At 66.1% G+C, this 18,528-nt stretch carries 20 protein-coding genes; 7 read left to right on the top strand and 13 right to left on the bottom strand.

Features of this window, described 5'->3' with window-relative positions; all coding sequences use genetic code 11:
* Positions 1-23 precede the first annotated feature (23 nt).
* The 3 genes from AC1D14_RS13745 to AC1D14_RS13735 form a co-directional block, all read right to left on the bottom strand.
* Positions 24-485 (bottom strand): DUF4383 domain-containing protein, encoded by a 462-nt coding sequence (locus AC1D14_RS13745; protein WP_230119455.1) that lies wholly within the window; start codon positions 483-485, stop codon positions 24-26.
* Between the two features lie 27 nt (positions 486-512).
* Positions 513-935 (bottom strand): hypothetical protein, encoded by a 423-nt coding sequence (locus AC1D14_RS13740; RefSeq protein ID WP_230119454.1) that lies wholly within the window; start codon positions 933-935, stop codon positions 513-515.
* 211 nt (positions 936-1,146) lie between these two features.
* On the bottom strand, positions 1,147-1,800 hold the full coding sequence (locus tag AC1D14_RS13735; protein ID WP_230119453.1) for a hypothetical protein: 654 nt from the start codon (positions 1,798-1,800) through the stop codon (positions 1,147-1,149).
* Positions 1,801-2,021: 221 nt separating this feature from the next.
* Here AC1D14_RS13735 and AC1D14_RS13730 point away from each other — a divergent pair, with 221 nt between their 5' ends.
* Entirely contained in the window at positions 2,022-3,434 is a 1,413-nt protein-coding gene (locus AC1D14_RS13730; RefSeq protein ID WP_230119452.1) for an ABC transporter substrate-binding protein, read from the top strand.
* A gap of 39 nt (positions 3,435-3,473) precedes the next feature.
* On the opposite strand, the gene AC1D14_RS13725 is transcribed toward AC1D14_RS13730, so the two are convergent.
* Positions 3,474-4,496: an NAD(P)H-hydrate dehydratase gene (locus tag AC1D14_RS13725; RefSeq protein ID WP_230119451.1), complete on the bottom strand. Its 1,023-nt coding sequence runs from the start codon at positions 4,494-4,496 to the stop codon at positions 3,474-3,476.
* Positions 4,474-5,232: a histidine phosphatase family protein gene (locus AC1D14_RS13720; protein WP_230119501.1), complete on the bottom strand. Its 759-nt coding sequence runs from the start codon at positions 5,230-5,232 to the stop codon at positions 4,474-4,476. Before AC1D14_RS13720 ends, AC1D14_RS13725 begins: the two co-directional genes overlap by 23 nt.
* 262 nt (positions 5,233-5,494) lie before the next feature.
* Between AC1D14_RS13720 and AC1D14_RS13715 the strand changes: the two genes are divergently transcribed.
* A complete protein-coding gene (locus AC1D14_RS13715) occupies positions 5,495-5,971 on the top strand; it encodes a hypothetical protein (RefSeq protein WP_230119450.1) in 477 nt (158 codons plus the stop codon).
* A gap of 180 nt (positions 5,972-6,151) precedes the next feature.
* Here the strand turns inward: AC1D14_RS13715 and AC1D14_RS13710 are convergent, their stop codons facing one another.
* From AC1D14_RS13710 to AC1D14_RS13680, 7 genes are all read right to left on the bottom strand, one after another.
* Complete coding sequence (locus AC1D14_RS13710) at positions 6,152-7,405, bottom strand: Nramp family divalent metal transporter (RefSeq protein ID WP_230119500.1); 1,254 nt, start codon at positions 7,403-7,405, stop codon at positions 6,152-6,154.
* A 127-nt stretch (positions 7,406-7,532) separates the two neighbouring features.
* On the bottom strand, positions 7,533-8,510 hold the full coding sequence (trxB, locus tag AC1D14_RS13705) for a thioredoxin-disulfide reductase (protein WP_230119499.1): 978 nt from the start codon (positions 8,508-8,510) through the stop codon (positions 7,533-7,535).
* 130 nt (positions 8,511-8,640) lie between these two features.
* The gene (locus tag AC1D14_RS13700; RefSeq protein ID WP_230119449.1) at positions 8,641-9,288 is read right to left on the bottom strand and encodes a PAS and ANTAR domain-containing protein; all 648 of its coding nucleotides are present in this window, start codon (positions 9,286-9,288) and stop codon (positions 8,641-8,643) included.
* Positions 9,289-9,313: 25 nt separating this feature from the next.
* The gene (locus AC1D14_RS13695; protein ID WP_230119448.1) at positions 9,314-9,466 is read right to left on the bottom strand and encodes a hypothetical protein; all 153 of its coding nucleotides are present in this window, start codon (positions 9,464-9,466) and stop codon (positions 9,314-9,316) included.
* Between the two features lie 158 nt (positions 9,467-9,624).
* The gene (locus tag AC1D14_RS13690) at positions 9,625-10,719 is read right to left on the bottom strand and encodes an LCP family protein (protein ID WP_476968646.1); all 1,095 of its coding nucleotides are present in this window, start codon (positions 10,717-10,719) and stop codon (positions 9,625-9,627) included.
* A 163-nt stretch (positions 10,720-10,882) separates the two neighbouring features.
* Positions 10,883-11,503, bottom strand: coding sequence for an arsenate reductase/protein-tyrosine-phosphatase family protein (locus AC1D14_RS13685; RefSeq protein WP_230121444.1), 621 nt, complete (start codon positions 11,501-11,503; stop codon positions 10,883-10,885).
* Between the two features lie 348 nt (positions 11,504-11,851).
* Positions 11,852-13,633: a molybdopterin-dependent oxidoreductase gene (locus AC1D14_RS13680; RefSeq protein WP_230121443.1), complete on the bottom strand. Its 1,782-nt coding sequence runs from the start codon at positions 13,631-13,633 to the stop codon at positions 11,852-11,854.
* 251 nt (positions 13,634-13,884) lie between these two features.
* On the opposite strand from AC1D14_RS13680, the gene AC1D14_RS13675 reads away from it, so the two are divergent.
* From AC1D14_RS13675 to AC1D14_RS13655, 5 genes are all read left to right on the top strand, one after another.
* A complete protein-coding gene (locus AC1D14_RS13675; RefSeq protein WP_230121442.1) occupies positions 13,885-14,295 on the top strand; it encodes a TOBE domain-containing protein in 411 nt (136 codons plus the stop codon).
* Positions 14,292-15,107, top strand: a complete 816-nt coding sequence (modA, locus tag AC1D14_RS13670; RefSeq protein ID WP_476882485.1) for a molybdate ABC transporter substrate-binding protein — start codon at positions 14,292-14,294, stop codon at positions 15,105-15,107. Before AC1D14_RS13675 ends, modA begins: the two co-directional genes overlap by 4 nt.
* Before the next feature lie 8 nt (positions 15,108-15,115).
* Positions 15,116-15,937 (top strand): ABC transporter permease, encoded by an 822-nt coding sequence (locus AC1D14_RS13665; RefSeq protein WP_230121440.1) that lies wholly within the window; start codon positions 15,116-15,118, stop codon positions 15,935-15,937.
* Positions 15,934-16,983 carry a sulfate/molybdate ABC transporter ATP-binding protein gene (locus AC1D14_RS13660; protein WP_230121439.1) on the top strand — a complete coding sequence of 350 codons (1,050 nt, stop codon included), beginning with the start codon at positions 15,934-15,936 and terminating at the stop codon, positions 16,981-16,983. The genes AC1D14_RS13665 and AC1D14_RS13660 overlap by 4 nt, the downstream gene beginning before the upstream one ends.
* A gap of 121 nt (positions 16,984-17,104) precedes the next feature.
* Positions 17,105-18,220: an alkaline phosphatase family protein gene (locus tag AC1D14_RS13655; protein ID WP_230121438.1), complete on the top strand. Its 1,116-nt coding sequence runs from the start codon at positions 17,105-17,107 to the stop codon at positions 18,218-18,220.
* A gap of 80 nt (positions 18,221-18,300) precedes the next feature.
* Here the strand turns inward: AC1D14_RS13655 and AC1D14_RS13650 are convergent.
* Positions 18,301-18,528, bottom strand: a 228-nt coding sequence (locus AC1D14_RS13650) for an IS30 family transposase (RefSeq protein WP_476968645.1), incomplete at its 5' end; no start/stop codon positions are given.

The following is an 18,528-nucleotide window of genomic DNA, read 5'->3' as shown; positions in this document are numbered from 1 at the left end:
CCCTGGCATCGCGCTTCAGGTATTCAGCCCCGTACTGCTCCGCGGACGGTGGTGCTTTCGCGGGACAGCAGCAGTGCCAGCGCGATCATGCCCACGCCCAGCAGGAAATGCAGCCAGTTGTCCGCGGTATTGACCGGGACAAAGTTTGCTGCGGATTCGTGGCCCACGATCAGTCCGTACAGCCAGAGGATCAGATAAACAATTCCGCCGTAAAGGAGGAAGTTCTTTGCCTGCGCGGGCGTGCGGCCCATCAGGATGCCGGCCACACCGAAGAGCATATGGACGATATTGTGCAGGATGGAGACTTGGAACACACCCAGGAGCATTGCTTCCGAGGCGTGCCCGGCGAGGCCCAGCGACCCGAAGTTGCTGGTGATTCCGGGAATGAAGCCAAGAATGCCGACGAGCAGGAACACTGCCCCGACAGCTTGGGACGCCAGCTGGAGCCTGGTTCGGGCACCGGCAGCGGCGTGGGTCATAGCCATGTTGCACTCTCCTTACCTAGTGGCCGGTCAGTCCGGCACCTCCATCTGGAACCCGCAACCGCAGCGCAGGAGGCGCGTGGGCAGATGGACGTCGTGGATGGTGTGGCGCCGGGACAGCTCGTGGCCGTAGATGCTGCTGGTTCCGGAGCTGACGGAGATCATAGGCGTGCCGCAGTGGAAGTATTCACCGCCGAACTGCAGAACGCCCATCACCTGGCCGTGACGGTTCAGGACGGCGGCGACGTCGTGCACGCTCGCCGCGTGGGCGTAGAAGTAGTCGCATTCAACACAGGTATAGGACACATCCACTAGGCCCTCTTGAGGGGGGTGCAAAGCTTCGATGGATTCGACGATCAGGTGCTCGTCGGTCTGGCATTCAGGGCACCACAACCGATCGCCCGACGGCCTGTGCATCCCGCCGGGAAGGGGGGCGTTGGAGATGGTCGACATTGACGCGCTCCTGTTTAAGGGGATCACTGCGCCCTGACTGCTAGAGCGCGATCCCACGCTTAAAATAACCCCCGCGTGCCCGGCAAACAAGAGCAGGGCACAGCCGGCGAAGGGCGCCGGGTTTAAGCCGGCTCTCACGGGTGCCTGCAACGCCTGCTGAGCCCGCGAAACGGGCTGCCCTGACGTACCGCGATGCCTGACGGCACCCGGGCTACAGGCGTTCTGCGTCGTCCTGTGGCGCCGGGTTCCGTGGCGGGAGGTGCTGAGGCGCCGGGCTCTGCCGAGACGCTTTCTGTTGCGCCAGGCCTTGCGGCCCAGGGTCTTGCGGGGCCGCGCCTGGCTGAGCAGGACCCGGCTGCGTAGGGCTTGGCCCGGCACCCTCCTCACGCCTCAGCAGATAAAGTGCCCACTTGCCGCCGGCGGCACCTGAAATGAAGTAGAACGCAACCACCACGGCCGTGACCGTGGTCAGCGACGCGAGGAGCTGGTCCGAGAGGAGGATGCGATTTGGGCCGGGGGTGAAGAAGACGGCCCAGGAGACCAACACAAGATAGAGCAGCACCACCGTGGCCGCGATCGCGTCCCGGATGGCTTCGGCTTCAGGAAGCTTCCGGTCATCGCGCTGATGTGTCCAGACGCCGAAGAAAGTGATGACGATGAGCAGCCCGGCTCCCAAGAGGTAGCCAAGATCCTCGAAGAGCCACGTTTGCCGGCCCTGGATCGCAATCTTGTAGGACACGTTCTCGGCGATGGGCGCGAGGAAGACAACCAGAAAGTCAGGGAGGATGACCCGGCGCAGGAGCGGATCGCGGGTGCGGCCATGCGCTGGGCCGGGGCCAGGCCCATTGGTTCGATGGTCAGTCATGCCATGTCCACCCATCTCCAGGTCTTCCCGAATATGTGTGGCCAGTGTGACCCTCCACCGAACCTGCGTCAACCCGGCGAAGACACAGACTAGAGCCCGACTGCTGACAGGACGCCTTCACTTGGATACGCTGGAAAAACAAGTCTCTGGATGAAACTCCGGTCGCACCCAGGGACTTTCGAACACCTATCTGCGGGCACCTCCACGGCAGGAGCACCGAGGTGAACAGAACCAGAGGGCGGGCCAACGTCGGCTTCGTCGCTGCAGTTTCCTTGGCTGCAGGGATTCTCACTTCCTGCACGTCCAGCGGAGGCCCGAACGGTCCCCCTCCTGATGCATCTGACCCCCACGGCATCACGGTCTGGACCGCGGATACCCTCCCGGATCGCCTGGCCAAGACCAGGGGGATGCTCGAGAAGTTTGCCTCCGCCTCCGGTGTGACGGTGGACCTCGTGAGCGTACCCGCCCACCGGTTCAACCAGGTCCTTACGTCGTCAGCCGCGTCCGGTGACCTGCCCGACGTCATAGGCGGCATTTCGCTAGGCAACGTCCGCACGGCGGCTGCCGGTGACCTCATCAACGTCGAGGCCAACGCCAAGGTCATCAGCAACCTGGGCGAGAGTACGTGGTCCCCGCGCTCGCTGGAGCTGACCCGCGACGGGACCCAACAGCTGTCCGTGCCCGATTCGTCCTGGCAGCAGCTTCTTTATTACCGAAAAGACCATTTTGCCCAGGCTGGTCTGAGGGCGCCGGCTACCTATGGTGACATCCAAGCTGCCGCCCAAAAGCTGCACACTCCGCAGCTGGCAGGCTTCGTGGCGGCGAACAAGAGCCAGGCCTTCACGCAACAGTCGTTTGAGCACATCGCCCAGGGCAACGGCTGCGAGATGGTCAATTCGAAGAGCAGCGTCACGTTCGACAGCCCTCAGTGCGTGGGGGCGCTCCGCTTCTACCGCGACATGCTGACGAACTATTCCGTTCCCGGGATTCAGGACACAGACACTGTGCGGGCCGCGTACTTCGCCGGAAAGGCCGCCATGGCCGTCTGGCCCACGTTCATGCTCGACGAACTGGCGGGCCTTCGCAACGACGCCAGGCCAAACTGCCCCGAATGCAAGGCCGACCCCGCGTTCCTCGCCAGGAACACCGGCGTGGTCACCGGCATTTTGGGGTCAGGGGACGAGCCTGCGCAGTTTGGCGAGATCACGTCCTGGACCATTACCAAGGATTCTGACGCCGATCATGCGCGCCAGTTCGTGGAGTATGTCATGAGCGACGGTTACGCTGACTGGCTGTCCATTGCACCGGAGGAGCGGCTTCCGGTCCGTGCCGGCACTGAAGCCAACCCCACGCAGTTTGCCGATGCCTGGCGGGCATTGCCGGCCGGCCTGGGCAAGAAGGAACCACTGAGCAAGTTCTATGCACCGGACGTTCTCAGCGTCCTGCTGAAGGGAGTCGACGACGTCAAGCACTGGGGCATCATCCAGGGGCGGGGCGACCTTGCCGGTGCCGCGCTGACGGAACTGCCCGTCGCCAAGGCCGTTCATGACGTCACCGCCGGGAAAGTGGACCCCAAGACTGCCGCCAAGACGGCAGCCGCTTCCCTCCGCTCCATCCTGGGGTCGCTGAACTGAGGCCCCCGCCCAAGTATTCAGTGCCCAGGTATTCAGTGCCTAGGTATTCAGTTCCATCATGAGCGGTGGCAGCTCGTCCGCCAGTTCCCGTGCCAGGAAACCCAGGCTCCCCAGCCGGCTCGCGAGCCTGTCCGCGGCCGCAGCGTGAAGGTGGGTGCCCCAGCAGGCGGCCTGCGCGTCGGTGGTGCCGCGGGCCCGCAGCCCGGCGATGGCACCGGCCAGGATGTCGCCGCTTCCCGAAGTCCCGAGGCCACCGTAGCCGGTGGTGATCTCCCAACGGTCCGCGGCTTCCGGGGCGTCGCCGCCCGGCGGCCGGGCGATCAGGCCCTGGCAGCTCACCACGGCGCGGTACTTCTCAGCAATTTCGGCGACCGCGGCCGCCAGCTCGTCGTCGTCTCCCAGGCCGTCCTCGCGGCCCAGGAGGATTGCGGCCTCGGTCGGGTTCGGCGTCAGAATCAGGCGGCCGGCCCACGGCTCCAGTTCGCCCAGCAGCTTGGGCAGGCAGCCGAGCGCATAGGCGTCGAGGATCACCGTCGCTCCGGCATTCCCGCCGTCGGAATCCCCGCCGTCGGAATCCCCTCCGCCGGCACGCACCTCCGCCGTCCGCTCGGCCTCATGCCGCAGCAGCTCCCGCAGCAGCGCCTCGGTCCCGTCGATGTCGTCCAATCCGGGACCGATCAGGACGGCGTCCGCCGAATCCAGGTCCTCGAACAGGGCTTCGAGCCCCGCGGACCCCACGGATCCGCCGGCGGTTTCCCGCAGACCGATTACCCCGGCCTCCGGTAGCGTGACCGCCAGCTGAACGGCCACGGACTCGGCCACAGCCAGCGTCAGCCTGCCGGCGCCGGCCCGGAGTGCGGCGGTTCCGGCCAGCAGCGCCGCGCCCGGCGTGCGCCTGGCGCCGCCAATCACCAGCACCGCGCCACGCGAGTACTTGTCGGCTCCGGCAGAGGGGAGCGGCCAGTCCCGTAGAAGTGACGGCGTGATCTGCGCGGCGGAAGTGCCGGCCGGTGCAGCACCGGCAGCGTCGGAGCTGGCGTCAGCGTGGGTGGACACTGGCATCCCCTGCGTGCTCGGTCACCTGGACGCCGTGCTCGGTGAGATGGTCGGCCACATTGAAGCTCTTCAAGGTCCACGGCCCCACGCCCTCCGGCCGCACGTACCTGGTGACCGACGCGTTCAGGACGGTGGTGCTCGCGGCGAGATCCAGCAGCTCCTGCTCGGACATCCCTTCCAGGACGTAACGGAAGAGCAGCACCACGGCGTCGTGGCAGACCAGCATCACCCGGTGCCCGCTGCCCAGCGCGTTCAGTTCGCCGAGCACTGAGCGCAGCCGCAGCACCACGTCCGTCCAGGACTCCCCGCCCGGCGGGCGGTAGTAGAACTTACCCAGCCACCGCCGTCGTTCTGCCTCATCGGGGAGCCGGTTCTCCACGCCGAGGCGGGTGAGCATGTCCAAAATGCCGAGTTCGCGGTCCCGGAGGCGCTCGTCAGTGCGGACGGGCACGGGCCAGCCCGCCGCCTCGACGGCGATCTCAGCGGTCTGGTAGGCGCGCATGTACGGGGAGGAGATCACGACGTCGGGGCGCAGCTCTGCGGGGACCTGCGCCAGGGCGCGGCCCAGGGCCAGTACCTGCTCCCGCCCTGTGGCGGAGAGCTCGACGTCGGCGTCGCGGGCGGGGACGTCGATGACGTCCGCGCCGGATTCCTGGGCGGCCGTGGCAGCCACGTTCCCCTGGCTCTCGCCGTGGCGGATCAGGGTGAGCTCCACCGCTCCCGCTGTCCAGCCGGACGGCACGGTGCCGTCACTGCGTTGGGTCCCATTGTGCTTTCCGTCGTTGCCCACGATCTCCACTCCCGTTCGCCCTTGGCCTGCGAATGCTCCACGTTACTAGCGCCGTACCCGCACTGTCAGCAAAATAACCATCGAGGCGGCAGTCATGCGCGGGAACGGGCCGGCGTCCCGCGAAATCAGTTCCGGCGGCACCGGCGTGGCCCGCTGTGATGGGGCTACTGTGGCAAGGGTCGGCAGCCGCCGCGAATACCCTCAAGGAGGGTGCATGAACGCCAGTCAATCCAGTTCCGAACAGTTCGGCCAGCATTTGAAAAGCGTAGGAGGGTCAGAGGTGGACGTCACCGGCTCGGCTTATGCGGTCACCGAAGACGACACCGTGGAGAGTGTGGTGTCCGGCCTTCGGATCAAGCAGCAGAAGGACGGAGGAGTGGCCAGCGAGCCGTCCATTCTTCACGCTTCCGCCCAGGTCCTGATCAGCAGGCGGGATGAACACGATCCCGGCCATCACGCGGGAACGTCCCACCCGGGGCAGTACCAGCTGGACATCCATCTCGGGCACCACAGCACCCGGGAACCCATCCCGGAAACGGATCTCGAGGCGGCCCAGCTCTGGGCCCGCGGACGTATCGAGGCCGAGGGGGCGGACTTCGGGGCCATCTATTTCCCTGCCGGCGGAGGGGCCCAGCCGGGCACGGGTGCCCTGGAGTGCAGCTACGACCGTGCGGTGGGCTGGTACCGGTAGGGCGGCGCTGCGGCCGCGCCGTGGCCCGGCGTTAGCAGAAGGACCGCTAGGCTTGCCTGCCACGGGCCTGCCTGTCCGCTCTCCTAACTGGGTTGCGGCTAGAGCCATCTTGAGGCCTGAAAACGACCTTCACTGCGGCTCAGCTGGGTAGGAGCTCGGGCTTGCGGGCTGCGGGTGCGGTCAGGCCTGGCCCGAGATGGTCAGCGCGATGAGGACGCAGTTGAGGCCGACGATGAGCGTCGCGCTGGTCCAGCCGGCGATCTTCAGGGCCCGCGAGTCCGTGTGGATGCCCATGACGTCCCGCTTGCCGGTGAGGCGGATCAGTGGAATCAGGGCGAAGGGGATGCCGAAGCTCAGCAGCACCTGGCTCAGGACCAGCGCCAGGGTGGGTTCAATGCCGGCCCCAAGGATAATCAGCGCCGGGATGAGTGTGATCACGCGGCGGGTGAGCAGCGGCACGCGGATCTTCAAAAGCCCGCCCATGACGGTGGCGCCGGCGTAGCAGCCCACCGACGTGGATGCCAGCCCCGATGCCAGCAGGCCGATGGCGAAGATCATGCCGATGGTCGGGCCCAGGGCTGACGTGACGGCTGCGTGGGCGCCGGCAATGGTGTCCGTGCCCTCCACGCCGCGCAGGCTTGAGGCGGCAAGCAGCAGCATTGCGATATTGACGACGCCGGCCAGCAGGAGGGCGCCGGCCACGTCGAAGCGCGTGGCGCGGATCAGCCGCGTGCGCTCGGCGGGGTCCTCGGCATAGCCGTGCCGGTCCCGGGCCAGGGCCGAGTGCAGGTAGATGGCGTGCGGCATGACAGTCGCTCCCAGCATGCTGGCCGCGAGCAGGACAGTGTCCGTCCCCTCGAACCGCGGCACCAGGCCGGTCAGTGCGCTTCCGGCATCCGGGGGATTGACGAACAGGCCCGAGACGAACCCGACGGCGATGACTCCGAGCAGGATGACAATCGCGTACTCGAAGGACTTTTGGCTCCGGTGTGACTGCAGTGTGAGCAGCAGCATGGACGCCACGCCAATGATGATCCCGCCGGCCAGCAGCGGGAGTCCGAAGAGCAGGTTCAGGGCGACGGCGCCGCCGATGACCTCGGCCATGTCCGTAGCTCCGGCAACCACTTCAGCCTGTGCCCAGTACAGCCGACGTCGGCCGGTGCCGAGGCGCTTGCCGAGGATCTCGGGAAGGCTGAGGCCGGTGGCGAGTCCGAGCTTGGCGGACTGGTACTGCACCAGGACAGCCATGGCGTTGGCGGCAACCAGGACCCAGACCAACAGATAACCGAAGCTCGACCCCGCCGTCAGGTTGGCCGCGACATTGCCGGGATCCACATACGCGATCGCGGCGACGAAGGCCGGCCCAAGCAGCAGCAGGCGGGAAATCCGCCTACGCTTAATGGCGGGTGGCTGGGCCGTTGTGGGGGCGGCCATGCTTTTCTCCACGACGTCGGGGTTGTTCACCCCAACAGAATATCGCAAATTTAGGCAGACCGAAAAACCCGTCTTAGGACTGCAGAACTATTACGTCAGCCGGGCCGGGCGGATCCGGCGGCCAGATCTACGCGTGGGTGGGTTCCTCCACCAGCGCCGTGGCGATGCTGTCCGCATCGTCTAAGGCGGCGAGGTAGCGCTCCGCGTCGAGGGCGGCGGCGCAGCCCGTGCCGGCGGCGGTGATGGCCTGGCGGTAGCGGTGGTCCACCGCGTCGCCGCACGCGAACACGCCCGTCAGGTTGGTGACGGTGGTGGGGGAGTCCACCTTGATGTAGCCCTCGGCGTCCAGCTCCACCTGCCCGGCGACCAGTTCGGTCCGCGGCACGTGCCCGATCGCCACGAAGATTCCGGTGGCGCCCTGCTCCCGGGTTTCGCCAGTGCGGGTGTCCTTCAGCGTCACGCCGGTGACCTTGCCGTCGCCGTGGATGGCGCCGACGGCCGAGTGCCACGCGAAGCTGATCTTGGGGTTGTCCTTGGCGCGCTGGGCCATGATCCGGGAGGCGCGCAGTTCACCCTTGCGGACGACGACGGTCACGGACTTTCCGAAGCGGGTCAGGAACGTGGCTTCCTCCATGGCGGAGTCGCCGCCGCCCACCACGATGATGTCCTGGTCGCGGAAGAAGAACCCGTCGCAGGTGGCGCACCAGGAGACGCCGTGTCCGCTGAATTTCTTCTCCTCCGGCAGGCCGAGCTCCTTGTAGGCCGAGCCCGTGGCGAGGATGACGGCGGGTGCCTGGTGGGTCTCGCCGGCGCCGGTGGCCACGCGCTTGAGGTGACCCTTCAGCTGCACGTCAGTGACGTCGTCGAACACCACCTGTGCGCCGAACCTTTCGGCCTGCTGCTGCAGGCCGTCCATGAGCTCGGGACCCTGGATGCCGGCCGGGAAGCCCGGGAAGTTTTCGACGTCGGTGGTGTTCATCAGGGCGCCGCCGGCGGTGACGGACCCGGCCAGGACCAGGGGCTTGAGGCCGGCCCGTGCGGCGTAGATCGCGGCAGTGTAGCCGGCGGGGCCGGACCCGATGATGATCAGCTGTTCGGTTTTCACGTTGTCAGGGTTCACGGTCTTGGTGCTCACGGCTGGCTCCCTTTCGTCAGTCCTGGCGGTTTCGGCGGTCATGCGGTTCTCCTGAAGGTCTGCGGTGGTCCGGGGCGGAGCGCGAGGCCGAGCGCGCCGCTTACGCCGTCGGATCCAGCTGCTCCGTCTGGGCCTCCCAGCAGGAGATGGCCTCCGGAGCCTTCCCCCGGGTTGCTGCCTCAACCAGCTGCTCGGCCACGGTGGCCAGCTTGACGTTGGTGTGCTGGCTGCGGGTGGCCAGGACCCGGAATGCCTGGTCCGTCGTCCCGCCTTGCAGGCCCATGATGATGCCCTTGGCCTGTTCGATCACTTCCCGGCTGGCGTAGGTTGCCCGGATCGCCTCGGCGGCGGCGTGGCGGGTCTCCAGGGCCACCGTCCTGCTGAGGTCCACTGTGAAGCCGCGCAGTGCCGTGACTTTACCTGTGTCATCCAGACAGGCTTCGGCGGCGGTGAAGACACGGCGCTCCCGGCCCTTGCTGTCGATCACGCGGTGAAAGATTGCCCGCTGTCCGCCGTTCGAACTCAGCTCGGCGATCATCCGGCGGATGGGTTCCCGGTCCTGCGGATGCTTATGGGCCATCAACAGCTCCAGCGTCGGAACCACCTCGCCCGGGGTGTAGCCGTGGATGTGGAACACCTCCTCGGACCATTCAAAACGGCCGGAGGCGAGATCGAGAAGAAATGTTCCCGCCGGGCATTCCTCGCCGGCTTTCAGGGGAAACGAGTAGGTGCCAATTCCACGCAGCATCTTCAGCTCCATCGTCAACGGGGTGTCAGGGGATGCGTCGGCCGCCGGAACGGCTCAGGAAGAACAGCAACACGGCCACAATCAACAGAAAGGGCGCCACCCACAGCAGGAAGCCGACTGCTTTGACCGTGCCGCCAATGATCAGAAAGACCACCGCCGCGGCGGCAACGATCCACATAATTTTCTTCATTACCCTCACCAGTCCTGACCGTACCGAGTCGGCCCCGTTGCGGGGGATGAGCGACTATACATCCAGCCCAAACGGACTTGCAAGGAAGGGCTTCCGGCGCTTTACGCGACATTACGACGGCGCCCGGCCGGCTCCCGTCCGGAGCGTCACCCGCCGGCGTCGGGCGTTATCTGCGCGACGTACGCCGCCAGCGTGTCCTTCGCCAGGGCGGCGGCCACCGCGGCGATGGCGCCGGCATCCGGCAGGAGGATGGACTCCCCGGCGGTGGACACGGAGTCGCCGCCGGTGGGCAGTGTGAAGAACACCGCGTCCTGCTGCCGGATGTTGCGCAGGCTGAAGGCCAGGCCGCCGAACGCCGCGGCGTCGAATCCTTTGTCCACGCTGAGGAACGGGGCCGCCGCGCTCACCACGTTGTGCACTGTCAGCGGATTGGCCAGCGTGCCGCCGGTGAGGGTCTTGGCCACCAGTGCGCGGAGGAACTGCTGCTGGTTGCGGACCCGTCGGTAGTCGCCATCGGGAAATGCGTAGCGTTCCCGGACGAACTCCAGGGCGCGCTGGCCCTTGAGCCGGTTGATGCCGGCGGGGAAGTCCTGGTGGGTGTCATGCGTGGAGGTGAACGGCTCCTTGATGTCCACATCCACCCCGCCCAGGGCCTCGGTGAGCCCCCTGAAGCCTTCGAAATCCATCATCACCACGTGGTCGATGTGCTGGTTCAGCAGGAACTGCACGGTTTGCACCACCAGTGAGACGCCGCCCAGTCCCAGCGCCGCATTGATCTTTGCCTCGCCGTAGCCGGGAATGGTGACCCAGAGGTCGCGCATGAGCGAGATGCCGTACACGTGCTTGCCGTCCGCAGAGACGTGGACCAGCATGATGGTGTCCGCCCGCTGGTCGGTCGCGGCGCCGGGGCTGTTCTTCGCTTCGCGGCGGTCACTGCCCATCACCAGGATATTCATGGGCAGGGTGGGCCGTTCGGGGACGGGGACGGCGGGCGCTGCTGCCACGGTGCCCGGCGGAGCCTTGGCGACGGCCGTGGGCTCCGGCGCCGGCAGCGCGTTGTCGATCTTCGTGGTCTGCGAATCGTAGATGCGGGCCAGGTTCGAGAGGTACGCCACACCGGCCACAGGAATGGCCAGCAGTAACACGAGTATCCCTGTCAGGATTCTCCGCCGCCGGTTCGCCAAGAGAGCGGTGGAGGAAGCGGCAGAAGCCGCTTCAGCCGGATCAGGCCGGGCATCCATGAACGGACGCTATCACCAATTCCGGGCGGAGAGAACGACGGCGGCCGGCCGGGTTTGGCGGTCCGTTGCGGTCCGGTGCGTGAAGGCCCGGGTTTTGGAGGGGGCGTTCAAACGGGTGCGTTCAGCCGGGTGCGTTTGAGCGGACGCGTTCAAGCGGGCTCGTTCAGCCTGGTGTGTTGAGCCGGGCGAAGCGGAGGACGGAGATGATGGCCGGGGCCAGTTCGTCTTCCATCTGGCTGTAGTACTCGGCGCTGCGGCGGTAGGGGTCCACGACGTCGTTGTCGGCTGCCTCAGGGGCCAGGGCGAGGTGCCTCACGGACGCTGCCCGGGCCGGGAGCTTGCGCCAGAGCTTGGTGTTCGCGGCGAGCCGGTCGCCGTCGTTCTGTTCCTTCTCACTCGCGTTCTCCCGTTCCCCGAGGACATCCAGCATCCGCGCGAACTCACGGATGGTGAAGGTGCGCTTGAGCAGCGACGCGTCCAGCTGCAGGACCTCGCCGCGGTGCGCGGAGGTCATGGTCAGGACCAGGTCCACCCGACGGAGTATCTTGCCAGTGAGCTGGCGCGCGGCAAAGCCGTCCGCGGTGCCGCCGAAGGTGCGGATGATGTCCGCGGACAGGGGCTGGACGGGATCGCCCACCATGGCGCGCGTGCCGGCGCTGCGGACCTCGAAGCCGCCGGGCAGAACCTGGTCAAGCCCGGCCTGGAGGAGCCGTTCCGCCACGGGGGAGCGGCAGATGTTCCCCGTGCAGACTGTCAGTATCCGGACGGGTGCAGGCGATTCCACGGTTGATGCTCTTTCCGGTGGTTCGAGGATGGACAGTGTTCAGTCTCGAACCTAACACCCGCGGGCCTCAGGGAAGCCGGAGACGCGGGCAGGGGTCACATTTGGCAGTTCCCGCCTGGCGCAGTCGGGCTGGGAGACGGCAGCGCCTCAAACGCGTAGGGTGTTCCGACCTTTTCCTAGGGCGCCTTTGTCAGGCTCTGGACACCTGGTCGGACGGTGCTCCCTTTGAAGCTCGGCCAGTCCGTTGGACCCGGCACACCCCATGATGCCGGGTCCGGCGGCCCTCGCCCAGGCTTTTGCGAACGAGATCTCCGCACCAACCGTCAGTGACATCCTGACAGATATCGATCAAATCGACTGGCGGTAGCCGAAGAACTCGTGGTCGTTGTTGTAGCCACCGAGACCGCCTCCTACTTCGGCGAAATCGTTGACAAATTCGATTCCCTTGATCCATTTGACCATCTTGAATCCGAGCTCGGTTTCGTTCCGCAGTCGCAGCGGGGCCCCATGGCCAAATGAGACCGGTTGGTCGTTCATGTCGTAGGCGAGCATCGTCAGGTGGTAGCTCATTTGCTCGATGGGTTGGGCGTCGTAGTAGAGGCCGCCTTCGGGGCCGAGAGCGAAGGAGTAGAAGATCACCCACTTCGCGTCCGGTGTCGGTTTGACGGTCTCGAGAATTGTCTGCATGGAGACACCGCCCCATTTGGCGACCCCGGACCAGCCCTGGATGCAGAAATGCTGGGTGATCTGCTCCTGATGCGCCAGAGCCCGGAGCTGATCGAGGTTCAGCTCGACGGGGTTCTCAACGAGGCCGTTGACGACGAGGGTGTAGTCGGCGAAATTGCCGGCTTGCAGCTGCCGGTATTCCTCAGTGGCCGGGTACTTGCCGTTATGCCAGAAGTATGGGGAGATGTCCTGCTCGGTGTACTGGCCAGGCTTGGAATCGATGTGCTCGAACAGGCGCTGGAATGGGCCGATCAGGGCGAAGCCGACCTTTTGCACGACCCGAGGGTGCCGGTAGGTGAATGGCGTTGCTGCCACCCAACCCATGGTCGCGACAACCATTGAGGCCGCGAAAATCCAGAACCCGGTCCACGACTCGGTGTCCTGGGAGGCATACATGTGATTCAGGTTCCGAAGGACACCGGTGGTGGTCACGAGGGCTACGTGGATGACGATAAAGACGACGAACCAGCACAAGACCAAGAAGTGAAGCGACCGGGCGACCTGGATGCTGAACAAGGAACTGATCCGCCGGAACCGAGTGGAAAGCGACGGCGACATCCCCAGCCCGGTGAGAAGAGCCAGCGGGGCGGCGAGGAAGACGGTGACGAAGTAGGCGATTAGTTGCAGGCTGTTGTAGTTGATCCACCCGCCCTCGACAGGCCAATCCAACGACAGGTATTGAATGGCCACCGAGACAGCATTGGGAATCACGTCCCAATGCAGCGGGACCAAGCGCATCCACTGTCCGGTGGTGAACAGCAGGATGAAGAAGACGGTGCCGTTTGCCAGCCAAAGCGTGTCGATGCCGAGATGCCACCAGCGGGCCAGTCCGATGGAGTGCCGGCGGCCGGGCAGGCCGATACCGTTCGGGAGGGTGATGGAATCCTCTTTTGCCGTGTAGAGCGGGTCCGAAGGAACCGGCTTCTGCACCCTAAACCAGTCCTTGCCCGGGGTGGAGTGTTTCGTCCAGTAGAGCCGCGGGTGGTCGGTAAGGATGGTGAGGCCAGAACGGATGATAAAGATCATCAAGAACAGGTTCAGGAAGTGCTGCCAGCCGAGCCAGGCGGGAAATCCCACGGGAGCGGTGATGGGCAGCCCGGACGTCCCCGGAAATTGATGGATGAAGTCCTGCACGGCCGGGAGACCGCGGATTCCCTTGGCAACGGCGACCGCTATCAGCAGGAGGAGAAGCCCGATCGGTATCAGCCACAACAGGTTGAACCATTTGGTCTGACCGATTCTCACCCGGGGTGCAACCCCGTATTGGGCGGGGATGCCGCCGGCCCAGTCCTCATCGACCACGGTGTATCGCTGGCTGTCGAGCTCCGACCGGAAACTTGCCCGCGGCCGCCCGGCGCCGTCATCGGGGGCGGGGAGTGGCCGGTCTTCCGAGGAAGGGTCCATTATCGGAGCTTACGGCACGGGCCAGCAGAAACCAGGGGCCAACCGACGAGCGCCGGGAGAACGCACAGGCATCTGACAATCGCTGAACGGGCGCCGGGAGAACGCACAGGCATCTGACAGCCAATGGAACGGTGAAAAAGTCGTCATGCCGAACTGACTGTCGCACCGCGGATGCCGGTGAAAAGGATGATCACATTCTGATTTGCGGTTCAAAATACCCAAAATATCCGCAAATGGGGGATCATGGAGCCATGCCGAAAATCCGCGTAACTGAAGCAGCACGCTTCCTGGGTGTCAGTGACGACACCATCAGGCGCTGGACCGAGAACGGGATCCTGACCCCGGTCAGGGATGAGTCCGGCCGGCTGGCCGTTGACGGGCTGGAGCTGGCGCACCTCGCCCGCGACCAGGCCCAGCTGCCAGAGGACCCCACCCGGGTAGGCAGCTCGGCGCGCAACCGGTTCGTCGGGCTCGTTACGGGGATCACCGCGGACAAGGTCATGGCCCAGGTCGAACTTCAGTGCGGCCCCTTCCGGGTTGTGTCGCTGATGAGCAGCGAAGCCGTCCGGGAACTCGGGCTGGAGCTCGGATCCGTCGCCACCGCCGTCGTCAAAGCCACCACCGTCATCATCGAAACACCCCAGGGAAAGAGCATCATATGAGCGGCGCCCGCAAGCCTCTAGCCGCACTGCTGGTTGCCGGCGCCCTGAGCCCCGCCCTGGCCGGCTGCGCCGCCGGCACCGCCTCCGCGCCTGCCGGCACCTCCGCGGCCACCGGCACCTCGGCGACGCCGGCACTCTCCGGCACCGTCACGGTCTTCGCCGCAGCCTCCCTGAAAGCGACTTTCACCAAGCTGGCCAGCGACTTCGAGGCCAAGAACCCCGGCACCAAAGTCACGCTGAACTCCGCCGGGTCCTCGGACCTGGTCACCCAGATCACCCAGGGCGCCCCCGCGGACGTTTTCGCCTCAGCCGACACTAAGAACATGGCCAAGCTCACCTACGCGAAGCTGATCGACGGCCAGCCTGCGAACTTCGCCACGAATGTGCTGGAGATCGCCGTCCCGCCGTCCAACCCCGCCTCCATCAGATCGTTCGCCGATCTGGCCAAGCCGGGCGTGAAGGTGGTCACCTGCGCTCCCCAGGTTCCCTGCGGCGCCGCCACCGACAAAGTCGAAAAGGCCACCGGCACCACCCTGAAGGCCGTCAGCGAGGAATCCTCCGTAACCGACGTCCTGGGCAAGGTCACCTCCGGCGAGGCCGACGCCGGCCTCGTCTACGTCACCGACGTCAAGACCGCCGGAGACAAGGTCAAGGGCATCGCCTTCCCCGAATCTGACCAGGCCGTGAACACCTACCCGATCGCCGCCGTCGGCACCAGCAAGAACAAGGAACTGGCCGCGGCCTTCATCGCCACGGTCACCGGCAGCCAGGGCAAGAAAGTCCTGACCGACGCCGGATTCGGCACCCCCTAAGGGACAGCATGAACCACCGCAGCGGCTCCGGGTACACCGGCATCCCGCCATGGATTTACGCAATCGCGGCGGCAGGAGGACTGTTCGTCCTGCTGCCGTTGGTGGCCATGGTGGCCAAGGTCAACTGGCCCCAGTTCGTCCCGCTGGTCACGTCCGAATCCTCGCTCACCGCCCTGGGCCTGAGCCTGCGCACGTCCGCGGCGAGCACCGTCTCCTGCGTCGTCCTCGGCGTTCCGCTGGCACTCGTCCTGGCCCGGAGCCCGTTCCCGGGCCAGCGGCTGCTGCGCGCGTTCGTCCTGCTGCCCCTGGTCCTGCCGCCCGTCGTCGGAGGCATCGCCCTGCTCTACACTTTCGGACGCCAGGGCCTGCTCGGCAAGAACCTCGAACTGGCCGGAATCCAGATCGCCTTCTCGACCACCGCCGTCGTCCTCGCACAGACTTTCGTCGCGCTGCCGTTCCTGGTGGTCAGCCTCGAAGGCGCCCTGCGCACAGCCGGCAACAAATACGAAGCGGTCGCAGCCACCCTCGGGGCACGCCCGAGCACCGTGCTGCGCCGCGTCACCATCCCGCTCGTCCTGCCCGGCCTTGCCTCCGGCGCAGTCCTGTCCTTCGCCCGCAGCCTCGGCGAATTCGGTGCCACACTGACCTTCGCCGGCAGCCTGCAGGGCGTGACCCGCACGCTGCCGCTGGAAATCTACCTGCAGCGGGAAACAGACGCCGACGCCGCAGTCGCACTTTCCCTCGTCCTCGTCGCCGTGGCGGTCGCCGTCGTCGGGCTCTCCTACCGGCACCCCCACACCGGCGCGGCACCGGAAAGGGCCCTGCAGTGACCTTCCATCTGAACGCCATCCTCGCCGCGCGGAACTTCGACGTCTCCCTCCGCCTCGGGCCGGCCGAGACCATCGCCGTCCTCGGGCCCAACGGTGCCGGCAAATCAACACTGCTCGCCATCATCTCCGGCCTGCTGCGCCCCGACACAGGCAAAGCCACGATCGGCGAAAAAGTCCTCTTCGACCTGACAGCAGACAAGAACCTCTGGAGCGCCCCGCACATCAGAGGCACGGCACTGCTGGCCCAGGAAGCACTCCTTTTTCCACACCTCAGCGCCCTGGACAACGTCGCGTTCGGACCGCGCAGCGCCGGCGCCTCCCGAACCGAAGCCCGCGAAACGGCAGCGCACTGGCTCGCCGAAGTCGACGCCGGATCCCTCGCTTCACGGCGACCCGGACAGCTCTCCGGCGGTCAGGCACAGCGGGTGGCCGTCGCCCGCGCCCTCGCCGCCGACCCTGACCTGCTGCTCCTCGACGAGCCCATGGCCGCCCTCGACATCCACGCAGCACCCCTGCTGCGCCGGCTCCTCAAACGCGTCCTCGCCAACCGCCGCGCCATCATCATCACCCATGACATCCTTGACGCCCTCATGCTGGCAGACAGGGTGATCGTCCTCGAGGACGGCCGGATCACCGAGGAAGGCCCCACGCGCGAAGTCCTCGAAAAACCGCGCAGCCGGTTTGCGGCCGGGCTGGCCGGACTGAACCTCATGACGGGCAGTGTCACCGAGCAAGGCCTGGTGACGGCCCAAGGGCAGATCGTCGCGGGCCATCACGACGACACCACCGTGCCCGGGCAGGACGGCGTGGCGGTCTTTCCCCCCTCGGCGGTTTCCGTGTTCCTCACCGAAGAGCACGGCAGCCCGCGAAACTCATTCCCGGTGGCCATCACCGATCTGGAGCCACACGGCGATCAGATCCGGGTCCGCGCGGGAGGCCTCTCCGCAGACATCACCCCGGCCGCGTCGGCCGACCTCGGCCTGATACCCGGAATGACCGTCCACTTCGTCATCAAGGCGACCGCCATCGCCATCCACCCGGCCTAGCTCCGTGCGTCCCGGTTTCATGGAACTCTCAGGAAACCTTCACGTTCCTGCCGGGGCCGGCGTGACACCATGGGCTCCTACACGGACGGTGCTGCGCCTGTGCATCAGGAGGCAAGAACTCATGACGGCTGAAAGCTCCTCGCAACTGCCCCGCGGCAGAGGACGGTTTCGCCGCGCCTCGCTCCTGCTGGCCAGCATCGCAGTGGTGGCAGCGCTGGCCGGCTGCGAGGCGGCTCCCGGCCCCTCGCCGTCGCAGTCGCGCACGCAGCCGGATGCCGGAAAACAGGCCCATGTCTTCGTGATCAACCTCGAGAACAAGTCCTACGACAGTGTCTGGGGCGCCGATTCCGCCGCGCCGTACCTGTCGCAGACGCTGCGCGGGCAGGGCGTGCTGCTGAGCCAGTATTACGCCATCGCGCATCTGTCCATGCCCAACTACATTGCCCAGCTGTCCGGGCAGGGGCCCAACCCCGCCACGAGGGAGGACTGCCACACCTATGAGCCGCTGAACTCCACCGGGACAGCTGCCCTTGGCCAGGTGGAGGGCATCGGGTGCGTCTATCCGGATTCTGTGCCCACGCTCGCAGGCCAGCTCAGCGCCGCCGGCAAAACGTGGAAGGGCTACATGGAGGACATGGGAACGCCCTGCCGCCATCCCGAGCCCGGCACCAGGGACACGAACCAAAACGCCAACGCTGATGGCCAGTACGCCACCAGGCACAACCCCTTCGTTTACTTCACCTCAATCACGTCCTCGCCCGAGTGCCAGGCCAACGTGGTCGACTTCAGCAACCTGTCCGCCGACCTCAGGGCGGCGGACACGACGCCGAACCTGTCCTATATCACCCCCAACCTGTGCAACGACGGGCACGACCACCCCTGTGCCGACGGGCGGGAAGGCGGCCTCGCAACCTCTGACGAATGGCTCAAGCAGCACGTCCCGGAGATCCTGTCCTCCCCAGCCTTCAAACAGGACGGGGTCCTGGTGATCACCTTCGATGAGTCCGAGGGGAAGGAAAGCGCGTCCATGGCCATTCCCGGAGGTGCAGGCGGCGGCCGCATCGGCGCCCTCGTCCTGTCATCGCGGACCAAGGGCGGGACAACGTCCGAACGGCCGTACAACCACTACAGCCTCCTGGCCAGCTTGGAGGACCTCTTCGGCCTGCCGTACCTCGGCTACGCTGCGGCGCCGGACGTGAACCGCTTCGGTGCAGATGTGTACAGCAACGGCTCCTGATCCCTTCGGCGCTTCCGGTTGAGCGCGAACGAACACTCGAGGCCCTCTTGGGTTCTAGCGGTCGTTGCAACACCTGTTGGTTAGGTGGTTAGTAGTAAAGCACGTAAACGCTCGGCTGGGGTTTCCCAGCCGAGCGTTTTACGTGGCCGGCCGTTGAGTTTCTGAGCGACGAGTTCGAGGTCTTCGGGACCGTAGACGGACAAATCCGTGCTCTTGGGGAAGTACTGGCGCRGCAGCCCATTGGTGTTCTCATTCGAGCCGCGCTGCCAGGGGCTGGCGGGGTCGCAGAAGTAGACGTTCATGTCCGT

The sequence above is a fragment of the Arthrobacter sp. P1_B11 genome (assembly GCF_056406715.1).
This window is presented reverse-complemented; position numbering and strand designations above follow the sequence as displayed.